This window comes from Hamadaea sp., assembly GCF_013362815.1.
In the GTDB taxonomy this organism is placed as follows: domain Bacteria; phylum Actinomycetota; class Actinomycetes; order Mycobacteriales; family Micromonosporaceae; genus Hamadaea.
The window spans coordinates 49408-62111 of the sequence record NZ_JABFVK010000069.1 but is presented as its reverse complement, the minus strand read 5'-3'; the positions used below and the strand labels follow the sequence as shown (position 1 = coordinate 62111).

Sequence of the window (12704 nt, the reverse complement as noted above, 5' to 3'; positions counted from 1 at the left end):
TAGCGTACGCGTTGTGCGCTTTGTACGTGTGCGGACCGTGAAAGGCTGACGACTGTGCGAGACCCGCAGGAACTGTTCGAGCTGGCGCCAGAGCTGACCGGCCCGGCGGCGGCCGATCTCGGGCGGCCGGTGTTGCTGCACGCCCTGAGCGGGTTCATCGACGCGGGTGGTGCCGGTCGGCTGGCTCGCGAGCACCTGCTGGAGGTCTTGCAGCCGGCGTTGCCGGATCGGCCGGTGATCGCCTCCTTCGACGTCGACCAGTTGCTCGACTACCGGGCTCGTCGCCCGCTGATGGACTTCGCGGCCGACCACTGGGAGTCCTACGACGATCCGCGGCTGGAGCTGCACGCTCTGCGCGATCATGACGGCACCCCGTTTCTGCTGCTCACCGGCCCGGAGCCGGACATGCAGTGGGAGCGGTTCATCGCCGCGCTGACGTTGCTCATCCAGCGGCTCAACGTCCGCGTCACGGTCGGCATCCACGCCATTCCCATGTCGGTTCCGCATACGCGACCGGCGGGGGCCACGGCCCACGGCACGCGCGCCGAGCTGATCGCGGGTTACGAGCCTTGGATCGATCGGGTACGCGTACCGGCGAGTGTGACGAATCTGCTGGAGTTCCGGCTGGGCCAGAACGGGATGGACGCCATCGGGTTCGCCGCGCATGTGCCGCACTACCTCGCCGAGGGGGAGTATCCGCCGGCGGCTGAGCTGCTGCTGAGTTCGGTCTCCCGGGCGACCGGGTTGCTGCTGCCCGCCGACGAACTTCGGGAAGCCGGCGACCGCGTACGCGCCGAGATCGAACGTCAGCTGGAAAGCAACACTCAGGCGGCGGCGGTCGTGAAGGCGTTGGAGGAGCAGTACGACGCGTTCACCCGGGGCCGGGACGCCAGTCTGCTGACCGAGCCGGTGCCCTTGCCGACCGCCGACGAGCTCGGCGCGGAGCTGGAGAAGTTCCTGGCCGAGCATTCGCGGCGAGACCAGGGCGAATAGTTCACCCGCATTTAGGCGTTCGAGGGCGGTTTTCCTGGCGGAGGACCGCCCTCAGCGCTATCCTTCATCTCCCCTGCTCGCAGAAAGGCCCCCTGAGCAGGCGAGATTCGAAGGGAGGGCGGGATGAGCCGACTCCATCTGTTCGACATGGACGGCACGCTGATCCGCGACTCCTCGGCCAACATCGAGCTGGCCAAGGTCATCGGCAAGGTGGACGAGTTTCGATCGCTCGACGGCAAGTTCGCGACCGGCGTGGTGGACTCCGCCGAGTACGCGCGGCAGGCGTACACGATGTGGTCGGCCTTGACGGAGGACGTGGTGGCCGACGCCTTCGCGCGGGCGCCTTGGCTCGCGGGCATCCGTGAGGTCTGGACCGAGATCACCGAGCGTGGCGAGCACTGTGCTGTCATATCTTTGTCGCCGAGCTTCTTCGTCCGCCGGTTGAGCGCCTGGGGTGTCCACGAGGTACGCGCGGCGGTCTTCCCCGACGTGCCGTTCCCAATCGGAACCACGCTCGACGTATGCGGTGTGCTGAGCCCGCAGTCGAAGGTGACGATCGCCGACGAACTGGCCGCCCGCTACGGCCTGACCAGGGAAGACTGCGTGGCGTATGGGGATTCCAAATCGGACAGTGCATTGTTCGCAGCGGTGCCGGTCCGAGTAGCCGTAAACGGCGACCACCATGTGCGGACACTCGCAACGCACATCTATGCCGGGGGAGATCTGCGGGAGGCGTACGCCCTCGTACGGTAACCGGAACCCTACTGTCGGCTAATACTTTTCGATGAAGTGCTATTCCTATTTTCGGATATCCGGATTAGTTTGCATGTCGGCTCTCCGATCGAGAGGCGTACCCCCGCGCTCGACACCGGCTCATCCGAACGGTGGCGGGCGACTCCCCTACCGGAGGTGGACATGCGCAGAATCGTCGTGGGGTTGCTCGGCTTGTCGCTGGCATCCGGACTCGGCACCACGCTGAGTTCGGCGGCACTGGCGGCGCCCAAGCCGACGACCCCCGTCAGCACGGAGGCGACCGGTGATGCGGCACCGGGCGTCGACGAGCTACCCAACCCCTTGGAGGACAAGCGAAGGGAGCTGCGCGAGCAAGGCATCACCGCCGTTCTGAACGGCGAACGGAAGGCTGAGCAGCGTGGTGCGAGCACGGTCGTCAAGGTCGGACAGACGGCCGGCGACTCCCGCAGCGCCTTCTCGGGGCGGGGTAAGAAAGACCAGTACGTGGAGCTGTCGCGGGAGACGACCGACCGGGTCTTCGTGATCCTGGCCGAGTTCGGCAACACGCGGCATCCGAACTACCCCGACCAGGACACCGACGCCAACACGCAGGGTCCGGCAACGTTCGAGGGTCCGCTGGTCAACTCGATCCCGGCACCGAACCGCGCGGCCGACAACTCGACCGTGTGGCAGCCCGACTACAACCGGGATCACTACCAGGAGATGTACTTCGGCACCGGCAAGGGTGTCGAGTCGCTCAAGACCTACTACGAGACCCAGTCCTCCGGGCGGTACAGCGTGGACGGCACCGTCACCGACTGGGTCAAGGTCCCGTACAACGAGGCGCGCTACGGCCGGTCCAACGGCTACCCGTGCGCCGGCAACGTCTGCTCGAACACGTGGGCGCTGATCAAGGACGCGGCCAACCAGTGGTACGCCGACCAGAAGGCCCTCGGCCGTACCGATGCCGAGATCACGGCCGAACTGGCGACGTTCGACAAGTGGGACCGCTATGACTTCGACGGCGACGGCAACTTCAACGAGCCCGACGGGTACATGGACCACTTCCAGATCGTCCACGCCGGCGGCGACCAGGCCGACGGCGACCCGCAGCAGGGCGAGGACGCCATCTGGAGCCACCGCTGGTACGCGTACAACAATCTCGTCGGGTCGCAGGGCCCGGCCGGGAACCTCCTCGGTGGCACCCAGGTCGGCACCTCCGGCCTGTGGATCGGCGACTACACGATCCAGCCGGAGAACGGTGGCCGGAGCGTGTTCTTCCACGAGTTCGGTCACGACCTCGGTCTGCCGGACGACTACAACATCACGTACGGCGGCGACAACAACAACGAGCACTGGACGCTCATGGCGCAGAGCCGACTCGGCGCCAAGGGCGAGCAGTTCATCGGCGACCGCGCCGGCGACCTCGGAGCCTGGAACAAGCTGCAGCTCGGCTGGCTGGACTACGAGACGCTGGTGGCGGGAGCGGGAGTCGGCGGGAACCGCACGCTGACGCTCGGCCCGCAGGAGTACAACACGAACAATCCGCAAGCGGTCGTGGTCGTGCTTCCGAAGAAGGAAGTAGTCACCGCACTGGGCGCTCCGGCCGCTGGTTCCAAGCAGTGGTGGAGTGGTTCCGGCGACGACTACGCGGCCTCCCTGGCCCGGCAGGTGACTCTGCCGAGCGGCACGGCCTCGCTGTCCTTCCAGGCCCGGTACGACATCGAAGACTGCGGGCCGGACGCGTGTGACTACGCGTACGTCGAAGTCGACGACGGCTCCGGCTGGACGGCCATCCCCGGCAGCATCGCCGACGCGGCCGAGGGCAACGGCATCGACGGCACCCAGGCGACGTGGACCAACGCGACGTTCGACCTGTCGGCGTACGCCGGCAAGACGGTCTCGCTGCGAATCCGCTACGCCACGGACGGCGCGGCGGCCGGCAACGACCCGGCGGTGCCGAACGGCATCTTCGTGGACGAGCTCGCCATCACGGCGAACGGTTCGGCGATCGTGAGCGACGGTGCGGAGAACGGCGACAACGGCTGGACCGTGGCGGGCTTCTCCGCCGTCGGGACGTCCATCTCGGCGTTCTACGACAACTACTACATCGCCGGGCATCGGTCTTACGTCTCCTACGACAAGTACCTCAAGACCGGGCCGTACTACTTCGGCTATCTGAACACGTTGCCGGACAAGGTCGACCACTACGCGTACCAGCAGGGTCTGCTCATCTCCTACTGGGACACGTCGTACGCCGACAACGACACGTTCGCCCACCCCGGCTCCGGCCGGAACCTGTACATCGACGCCCACCCGGTTCCCCTGTACAACCTCAACGGGGTTCCGTGGCGGTCGCGGGTGCAGGTCTACGACGCGCCGTTCAGCAAGACCCGGGCCGACTCGTTCACGCTGCACATCAATGGCGTGCCGAACTACATCCGGGGCCAGGCGGCGCAGCCGCTGTTCGACGACACCAAGACCTACTGGTACGCCGAACTGCCGAACCACGGCGTCATCCTGCCGGCGGCGGGGGTCAAGATCCGCGTGCTCGACGAGAGCGGCACGTCGATCAAGATCCGCGTCACCTCCTGACGCTTCCGTCGTCACCAGACGGCGCCCGGGCTTGCCCCCGGGCGCCGTTCTCGTTGCACCGCCTGAATCTGTGACGGCGCACACAGCTGTCACATCCGCTCCTTCGCACCCGTCAGACCAACGACGAACCAATGTGAAGGAGAAGAACAATGCAGGCTCGGATGACCAACCCCGTCTCCGTCGTCCCCGGCGCACTGAAGGCCGTGTACGCGTTGAGCCAGTCGGTTCAGGCCACCGGCGTACCCGGTGCCGTGCTGGAGCTGGTGCACCTGCGGGCCAGCCAGATCAACGGCTGCGGATTCTGCGTCGATTACGGCGTGAAGACCGCCAAGAAGGCCGGCGAGACCGATGAGCGCCTCCACGCGGTCGCCGCCTGGCGCGAGATGCCCTACTTCACCGACGCCGAACGGGCCGCCCTGGCGCTGAGCGAGTCGATGACGCGCCTCGCCGACCGGGCCGACGCCGTGCCGGACGACGTGTGGGAGGCGGCTGCGAAGCACTACGACGAGCAGCAGCTCGCCGCGCTGGTGCTGTGGGTCGCCACCACCAATTTCTACAACCGGGTCAACGTGACGACTCGGCAGCCCGCGGGCTCCCAGACCTGGTGACTCCCGCTCTTCTCGGTGCTGGATCACGGATCTCGGTCATATTCCGCTCAAGATTCGACCCAGATCCGTGATCCGGCTCGCCGGGTCAGGAGTTGAGGGCGAGGGCGAGCGGATACACCGCCGCCGCTCCGGCCTGACGCAGTTCCCGGGCCACGAGCGTCGCGGTCCAGCCGCTGTCGACGACGTCGTCGACCAGCAGAATCGGACCATCGACTGTGGACAGCGCGGAAGCGAGGTCCGCGCCGATCTCGATCGTGCCGTGGACGAGACGCAGCCGCTGCGCGCTGTTGCCGCCCGCCTTCGGCGACAACGGCCCGAGCGGGGTGGTCAGTCCGAGCAGCGGCAGCCGGCCGATCTCGGCGATCCGGGTGGCCGCCGACGTCACGAGCTGGGGGCGTCGGCGCGAGCCGATGCCGACCACGCCGGCTGGGCGTACCGGCCAGGGATCGTCGCCCTTGGCCCAGTCTTTGAGCACCTCCACGAGCGCTTTCAGGACGTCGTCCGGCACCGGTCCGTCCCCGGCTTCCAGGAGCGACCGCAGTCGAGGCCCCCAACCCAGGTCGGACAGCCGCCCGATGGCCCGCCCCGCCGACGCCTGCTCGTCGGGCGGCACCCGGCCGGACAGGTCGAGCCCGACGGCGGACAGCCCGGTCGGCCACTGACGGCGCGGTTCGATCGTCACACCCGGACGATGCAGGTACGCCGTCGCCGCCGCCAGCGCCTCGTCGCTGACCGCCGACGGCAGGAAGTCCCCGGCACACGTGTCGCAGCGGCCACACGGCGTCGACTCGGGATCGTCCAGCTGCTGCCGCAGGAAATGCATCCGGCAGTCCGAAGTGGAGGCGTACGCGAGCATGGCGCGTTGTTCGGACTCCCGGGCGTCGGCGACGCGCCCGAGCCGGGTGGTGTCGTAGGTCCAGCGTTCGCCGGTCGCACACCACCCACCGCGTACGCGGCGGACCGCGCCGTCGACGTCGAGCACCTTGAGCATCATCTCCAGCCGCGTACGCCGAAGGTCGACGAGCGGTTCGATCGCCTGGGTCGACAGCGGCCGGCCGGCCTGATCGAGGACGTCGAGCACTCGGCGTACCTGGTCCTCGGGTGGGAAGGCGAGCGAGGCGAAGTATCGCCAGATCGCAGTGTCCTCCCGGCCGGGCAGGAGCACGACGTCGGCGGATTCCACCGCCCGTCCCGCCCGGCCGACCTGCTGGTAGTACGCGATCGGCGAGGCGGGCGCGCCCAGGTGCACGACGAATCCGAGATCGGGCTTGTCGAAACCCATGCCCAGCGCCGACGTCGCGACGAGCGCCTTCACCTTGTTGTCGAGGAGATCCTGCTCGGCCTGACGGCGTTCGCCGTCTTCCGCCTGTCCGGTGTAGACGGCGGCGGCGTACCCGCGAGAGCGGAGGAACTCGGCGGTCTCGCCGGCTCCGGCGACGGTCAGCGTGTAGATGATGCCCGATCCCGGCAGGCCGTCGAGATGGTCGGCGAGCCAGCCCAGCCGATGCGCCGCCGACGGCAACGACAGCACGGAGAGCCGCAGGGAGTCCCGGCCGAGCGGTCCGCGTAGGACGAGGACATCCGTGCCGAGCTGCTCGGCCACGTCCGCGGACACCCGGCCGTTCGCCGTGGCGGTCGTCGCCAGCACGGGAACCCCGCCGGGCAACTCGCCGAGCAGCGTACGCAGTCGCCGGTAGTCGGGCCGGAAGTCGTGGCCCCAGTCGGAGACGCAGTGTGCCTCGTCGATGACGAGCAGACCGGCCGTGGCGGCGAGCTTCGGCAGGACGGTGTCGCGGAAGTCGGGGTTGTTCAGCCGTTCCGGGCTGATCAGCAGGACGTCGACCGCACCCGCCCGGATCTCGTCGGTGATCTGGTCCCATTCCTCCAGGTTGGCGGAGTTGATGGTACGCGCCCGGATGCCCGCGCGTTCGGCTGCGGCGACCTGGTTACGCATCAGCGCCAGTAGCGGCGACACGATGACGGTCGGCCCGCTGCCTGCCCGCCGAAGCAGTGCGGTGGCGATGAAGTAGACGGCCGACTTGCCCCACCCGGTGCGCTGTACGCAGAGCACCCGCCGGCGGCGTACGACGAGAGCCTCGATCGCCGTCCACTGATCTTCCCGCAACGTCGGCGCGCTGCTGCCGCCGGGGCCGACCAGCTCACGCAGGACCGATTCAGCCTGATCACGCAGCTCCACGCCACAGACACTACAGGCGGACCCTCCGAACGGCGGTTGCCCGCCGCTGTGGATCGATGAAATCGTTTGCGCCGTGACCTTGATCCTCACCGGGCCCGGTCAGACCGCGGTGCACCGGCCGACCGAGTTCACCCTGGACGGGGTGCGTCACTCTGACGGGGAAGTGCGTCACGCATATCCCCAGATGGGCGAGGAAGAGCCGATCCTGACCGTGACCGGCCCGGCCGGACTGACCACGGCGGTGCCGGCGTTTCCCGACGGGGCCGGCTGGCGTGTGCGCTTCGCGCCGCCGCTGCCTGGTCACTGGCAGGTGGTGGCCAGTCACGGAGTGGAGTTGAGTCCGCCGCTCGGTCTGGACGTCGACCCGGATCCGGCGGCCCGCGGGGCGATTCACCCACAAGACAGGGCATTTCGCTACGAGTCTGGTGAGCCGTTCCTGCCGCTCGGCGCGGACCTGGGGCCGCTCGCCGACGCGCCGCGCCGTCTCGCGGAGCTGGCCGCGGCGGGTGCGACCGTGACCCGCCTGGCCGCCGAACCGCCGGGCAAGCCGGCCCGGCTGCTGGACGAGGTGCTCGATCTGGCTGTCGAGCGCGGCATTGCGGTGATCATGACCTTGCCCGCGACCGACTGGACGCTGCACGCGGGCGCGCGCTGGGCCGCGCACCCGGCACTGTTCGCCTGGTCATCGATGAGTCTGGAGTGGACAGAGGCGCTTCGCGCGGTCGACCCCTACGGTCACCCGATCGTCGGCGCCGACTTCGAGATCGGCCCGGGCCTCGGTGACCTGCCGGTGGTGTACGAAGGCGACCGCTCGCCGTGGGCGACGATCTTCTCCGGGTTCGCCGGTCACCTCGGTGACCTGCGGTTCAACGGTCTGAGCAGGTTTCTCGCGGGGGAGTGCCTCGGGTCGTTCACGCCGGTCGCGGCCGGCCCCGCCCTCGCGCTCACCTCGCCGAACCGCGCGCTGCTCTGGCTTCCCTCCACTTCGGAGGGTTCCGTGGCGCTCGGTGGTTTCACGCCGGGCGCGTACACCGCCACCTGGTGCGCGGCGGCCGACGGGTCCGCGCTGCGGCAGAACACGGTGGTCACGACCGACGGCACGATCCGGCTCGCGCTTCCTCCGCTTTCGGCGGACACGGCGGTACGCCTGACGCGAACCGTCCCGGCTCAGCGTCAGTCCTCGCCCAAATAGCGATCGACCGTGGCGATCTTCGCGTCGAGTGCTCCGTTCACGCCGTCGCGCCAGTCGAGCTTGAGGACGAGACCGGTACGCGGAGAGCGGGCGTGCACCGCCTCGGTGGCAGCCTTCACGACGGCCATCACCTCGTCCCAGGTCTCGCCTTCGATCGTGGTGAACATGGCATCGGTGCGGTTCGGCAGACCGGACGCGCGGACGACGCGTACGGCCTCGGCGACGATCTCTCCGACGTCCTCGCCGGTGCCGACCGGGGAAACACTGAACGCGACCAGAACGGACATGATCACGAGGCTATCATCGGGGCGTGAAAGCGCAGGTGGCGGACGTGTGGGTGGTCGCCGGGCCGCCCGGGGCCGGTAAGTCGACGGTCGCGGATCTCCTGCTGGAGCGGCTCGATCCGGTGCCGGCGCTGCTCGACAAGGACACCCTGTACGGCGATTTCGTCGCCGCGACGCTGGCGGCGTACGGGCGGCCCGAGGGCGAACGCGAGGGGCCCTGGTACGACGAGCACATCAAGAGCCACGAGTACGCCGGGCTCACCGCCACGGCGCGGGAAGTGCGCTCGCACGGCTGCCCGGTGCTGCTGTCGGGGCCGTTCAGTGGCCAGATCCACGACCCGGGCCGATGGAGCGCCTGGGTCGGCGCGCTCGGCGGTCCCCGCGTACGCCTCGTCTGGGTGCACACCGATCCGGTGACACTGCGGGGCCGGATCGAATCCCGGGGACTCGCGCGGGACGGAGCCAAGCTCGCGGACTACGCGGCGTATGTGGCCCGGATCCGGCCCGACCAGGCGCCGGGTGTGCCGCACGAACGGGTCGACAATCGAGGCGACCGGGCGGCGCTCGCCCAGCAAGTCGCGGAAATTCTGGGCCGCTGACGAGCGGGCTTCGGCCCGCGTTTCCCGGCAGTACGATGTGGGCGCTTTCCGTTCCCGGCCTGGGGAGGTCGCGTATGTCCACACCCGATGAATCGCCTGTTCCGCCGCAGCTCCGGCCGCCGGAAGGCGACTGGTCGCGACCGGTGCAGCCGCCTGGTTCGGCACCGCCCGGGCCGTACCTCAGCGACGACGACTGGGGTCCGAGGGCGCCCGGTGGACCGCCGCCCGGCCCGTTCATCACTGATGAACCTTGGTCGATGAGCCCGCCGGGTGGGCCGCCGCCCGGCCCGTTCGTCACGGATGAGCCGTGGTCGATGAGCCCGCCCGGTGGGCCGCCACCCGGACCGTTCATGACGGACGGTGGTCGGATCGCAGTTCCCGGTCCCCGGACCGAATACCACGAGCCGTTCTTCACGCGGTTGTTCCGCCGCCTCCGAGGTCGCTCGTGAGCGACATCGTCAAGGGAGTCCTGAGCGGCGGCTGGGGGCTCGTGGTCGGCTGGATTCTGCCCGCCGCCGTCAACGTGCTCCTTGCGGTCTGGTTGCTGCCGGGGGTCGCCGGTCTGCCGCGCCTCGGTGACATCGCCGACGACGCCACGCGTACCGGGCTGGTGGCGCTGGCCGTCGCGATTCTCGGCGGACTGCTGCTCGCTGCGGTCCAGACGCCGTTGTTCCGGATACTCGAGGGCTACCTCGGCTGGCCACGCCCGCTCGTCGCAGCCGGACGCCGTCGCATGTTGCGCCGCAAGCATCTGCTCGCCGACCGGCTCGACGCGGCCCGGCTGGCCGACGCGGAAGCCGACGGCACCCTCGACGAGGCGGGGGCGGCCGCGCTCGCCGCCATGCGAGCCCACCCGCTGGTGGGCCGGCACGTCGCGGCCGACGCCCGGCGTGGGTCCGTCCAGCGTGGACTGATGCACGAACGGTTGCGCCGCTTCCCCGTCGACGACGGCCAAGTCGTGGCGACCCGGCTCGGCAACGCGATCCGGCGGCTGGAGGAGTACGGCTACGACCGCTACCGCCTCGACTCTCAGGTCTTCTGGTACGAGCTGACCGCGGTGGTCCCGGAGCGTACGGCCAAGCAGGTGGATCAGGCGCGGACCACTGTGGACTTCTTCGTGAGCCTGCTCTTCGGGCACCTCATCGTGGCGGCCGTCGCCGTCGGTGCGGTGTTGAGCGGGACGGTGACCGGCTCCGTCCAGTTGTGGATCTCCGTCGCGGCCCTGCTCCTGCTGTCGGTCGGCTGGTATCGGGCCGCCGTCGTCACCACCGACGACTGGGCCGCAGCGGTACGCGCGATGGTGAACGTCGGCCGCGTCCCGTTGGCGGAAGCGCTGGGCCTGCGGCTGCCGGAGGGGCTGTCCGAGGAACGTACGATGTGGACACTCAGCTCGCAGTTGACCCGATTGGCGTACGACGAGCGCGCCGAACAGCTCGACAAATACCGGAACGCCGAGGCTGGATCACGGATCTCGGTCGAATCTTGAAGCTGACTGCACTCCTGGCGGCTCGCCCAAGAGGCTCCCCGGCGAGATTCGGCCCAGATCCCTGATCCAGCCCCAACAGAGCCCGACTCAGCCGAGCGGCGGCAGCGGGCAGTGGAGCAGTGAGCACACTGTCCGTAGCAACTCGCCTTCGGCCACGGTGACCGTGCCGTCCGACGCGATCACCGCGACGATGGCCTGAACCAGCCGGGACTTGTCGTCCGGGACGAGGCCGTCGAGCGAAGCCCAGACCGATTCGAGTTCGACGATGCCGCGCGGGGGAGCGACGTACTCGGCCTGCTTGCCGGGCAGCAGGACGGCGACTCCGGCGTCGAACGCGCTCTGCGCCCGCGTCGAGCTGACCGCACCGGCCTGAGCGAGGACGGCGAGCAGGATCAGCGCGGCGTCGGTCGTGTTCGCGAGCGTACGCGACGGCTCCCGCCAGCCGGACTTCGGCGACATCGACTCCTGGAGCTGGTCGAGCAGCAGCCGGGACAGGCAGTACTCGAAGACCGTGATCCGGCCGTCGGCGTGGATGAGGGCGAACACCGCGCCGAGGATGGCCTGCTGATCCGCCGTCGCCAGCGAACGCAACGCCGGGAAGGCGATCTCGGCCAACGGCAGCCGGTGCGCCGGGGCGAGCGTACTCAGCTCGTTCGCCTCGGCCAGGGCGGCGTCGGCGATCCGGAGTCCGACCTTCTCCTGCAACGTCCGGTACTGGGCGTCCCGAGCCGACGCGTCCTCCGCCATCAGGAGTCCCAGCGTCAACGGCGCGACCGTACGCGGATCGCGCGCCCGGCTCAGCACGTCCGCCGGGATCTCGCCGAGCAGCGCTCCGGCCCGTTCGTAGGACTCACTGGTCGGCGCGGCGACCTGGGTGACCACTACGGACGGCTGGACGGCCGCCTTCGGAGGGGTCTTCGGCGCGACCGGAGCCGGTGGGGCGAACCCGAGCGCGATGTCCTCCTGCTGCCCGTCCGGCGGCTGCTGCGCCCACTGCTGGGCCAGGCGGTCCAGCTCGGCCGGGTCGAACTCCGGCTCCAGCACCTTGATCCGATCCGCCAGCGGCGGGTGGGTCGCGAACAGCGAGGTGAGCCGGCGGCCGGAGCCGAACAGCATGTGCCCGACTTCTTCCTCACGCGGGTTACGGATCTGCGACCCGGTGGGCAGCCCGGCGATCTTCTTCAGCGCGCCCGCGATACCCGAGGTCTGCCGGGTGAACTGCACCGCCGAGGCGTCGGCGAGGTACTCCCGTTGCCGGGACACCGAGGCCTGGATGAGGCGTCCGGCGAAGACGCCGATGAGGCCGGCGAACACCATGGCCAGCCCGATCAGCGGCAACGGATTGCCCCCGGACTTCTCGCCGTCCTTGGATCGGTTGTTCCCGCTGCCTGCGAAGAAGCCCCAGCGCAACAGCTCCCGGCCGATGACGGTGAGGAAGAGGATCCCGAACAGCAGGCCGATCAGCCGGATGTTGAGCCGCATGTCGCCGTTGAGGACGTGGCTGAACTCGTGCGCGATGACGCCTTGCAGCTCGTCGCGGTTGAGCCGATCCAGCGACCCCTGCGTGACCGCGACGGCCGCGTCCGTCGGCGACCAACCGGCGGCGAAGGCGTTGATGCCCTGCTCCTGGGGCAGCACATACACCTGCGGCACCGGTACGCCGGACGCGATGGCGATCTCCTCGACGACGTTGCGCAGCCTCCGGAGCTGGGGATCGGTCGTGTCCTGCGGGACGAGGACGCCGCCCAGTTCGATGGCGACCTTCCCGCCGCCGCCGCGCAGGCTCACCGTCCGGAACAGGCTGGCCAGCCCGATCGACAGGCCGGTGACGGCCGCGGCGAGGACGGCCAGGCCGACGATCGTCGTGGGGTCTTCATCCCAAGCGCCGAACGCCGTGATCACCGCCAGCGAGACGGTGACGATGATGCCGATCACGGCGACGACGAACAGCACGACCAGGCGCGCCGACATGCGGCGTACCTGTTGCTGGCGGCCGAAGAAGTCCATCCGAGGGGTCC

General features: G+C 69.3%; 10 protein-coding genes. 7 read left to right on the top strand and 3 right to left on the bottom strand.

Annotated features, from left to right (window positions below):
- Window positions 1-54 precede the first annotated feature (54 nt).
- The 4 genes from HOV77_RS28005 to HOV77_RS27990 all read left to right on the top strand — a co-directional run bounded on the left by HOV77_RS28005 (window position 55) and on the right by HOV77_RS27990 (window position 4928).
- Window positions 55-993, top strand: a complete 939-nt coding sequence (locus HOV77_RS28005) for a PAC2 family protein (protein WP_290866932.1) — start codon at window positions 55-57, stop codon at window positions 991-993.
- A gap of 123 nt (window positions 994-1116) precedes the next feature.
- Window positions 1117-1746 (top strand): HAD family phosphatase, encoded by a 630-nt coding sequence (locus HOV77_RS28000; protein ID WP_290866929.1) that lies wholly within the window; start codon window positions 1117-1119, stop codon window positions 1744-1746.
- A gap of 177 nt (window positions 1747-1923) precedes the next feature.
- Complete coding sequence (locus HOV77_RS27995) at window positions 1924-4320, top strand: immune inhibitor A domain-containing protein (RefSeq protein ID WP_290866988.1); 2397 nt, start codon at window positions 1924-1926, stop codon at window positions 4318-4320.
- Window positions 4321-4481: 161 nt separating this feature from the next.
- On the top strand, window positions 4482-4928 hold the full coding sequence (locus HOV77_RS27990) for a carboxymuconolactone decarboxylase family protein (RefSeq protein WP_290866926.1): 447 nt from the start codon (window positions 4482-4484) through the stop codon (window positions 4926-4928).
- A gap of 85 nt (window positions 4929-5013) precedes the next feature.
- On the opposite strand, the gene HOV77_RS27985 is transcribed toward HOV77_RS27990, so the two are convergent.
- The gene (locus tag HOV77_RS27985; RefSeq protein ID WP_290866923.1) at window positions 5014-7125 is read right to left on the bottom strand and encodes a DEAD/DEAH box helicase; all 2112 of its coding nucleotides are present in this window, start codon (window positions 7123-7125) and stop codon (window positions 5014-5016) included.
- A 73-nt stretch (window positions 7126-7198) separates the two neighbouring features.
- Between HOV77_RS27985 and HOV77_RS27980 the strand changes: the two genes are divergently transcribed.
- Window positions 7199-8317, top strand: coding sequence for a hypothetical protein (locus tag HOV77_RS27980; RefSeq protein WP_290866920.1), 1119 nt, complete (start codon window positions 7199-7201; stop codon window positions 8315-8317).
- Here HOV77_RS27980 and HOV77_RS27975 read toward each other — a convergent pair.
- A complete protein-coding gene (locus HOV77_RS27975) occupies window positions 8299-8604 on the bottom strand; it encodes an MTH1187 family thiamine-binding protein (RefSeq protein ID WP_290866918.1) in 306 nt (101 codons plus the stop codon). The two genes, HOV77_RS27980 and HOV77_RS27975, sit on opposite strands and share 19 nt — an antisense overlap.
- A gap of 23 nt (window positions 8605-8627) precedes the next feature.
- Between HOV77_RS27975 and HOV77_RS27970 the strand changes: the two genes are divergently transcribed.
- Both HOV77_RS27970 and HOV77_RS27965 read left to right on the top strand, forming a co-directional pair.
- Window positions 8628-9200, top strand: coding sequence for an AAA family ATPase (locus HOV77_RS27970; RefSeq protein ID WP_290866915.1), 573 nt, complete (start codon window positions 8628-8630; stop codon window positions 9198-9200).
- A gap of 445 nt (window positions 9201-9645) precedes the next feature.
- Window positions 9646-10686, top strand: coding sequence for a hypothetical protein (locus HOV77_RS27965; RefSeq protein ID WP_290866912.1), 1041 nt, complete (start codon window positions 9646-9648; stop codon window positions 10684-10686).
- Window positions 10687-10773: 87 nt separating this feature from the next.
- On the opposite strand, the gene HOV77_RS27960 is transcribed toward HOV77_RS27965, so the two are convergent.
- The gene (locus HOV77_RS27960; protein WP_290866909.1) at window positions 10774-12693 is read right to left on the bottom strand and encodes a M48 family metallopeptidase; all 1920 of its coding nucleotides are present in this window, start codon (window positions 12691-12693) and stop codon (window positions 10774-10776) included.
- Window positions 12694-12704 lie beyond the last annotated feature (11 nt).

Coding starts and splice junctions, on each gene's coding strand:
- HOV77_RS27960 (WP_290866909.1), bottom strand. CDS start 12,693: ATGGACTTCTTCGGCCGCCAGCAACAGGTACGCCGCATGTCGGCGCGC.
- HOV77_RS27990 (WP_290866926.1), top strand. CDS start 4,482: ATGACCAACCCCGTCTCCGTCGTCCCCGGCGCACTGAAGGCCGTGTAC.
- HOV77_RS27975 (WP_290866918.1), bottom strand. CDS start 8,604: ATGTCCGTTCTGGTCGCGTTCAGTGTTTCCCCGGTCGGCACCGGCGAG.
- HOV77_RS28000 (WP_290866929.1), top strand. CDS start 1,117: ATGAGCCGACTCCATCTGTTCGACATGGACGGCACGCTGATCCGCGAC.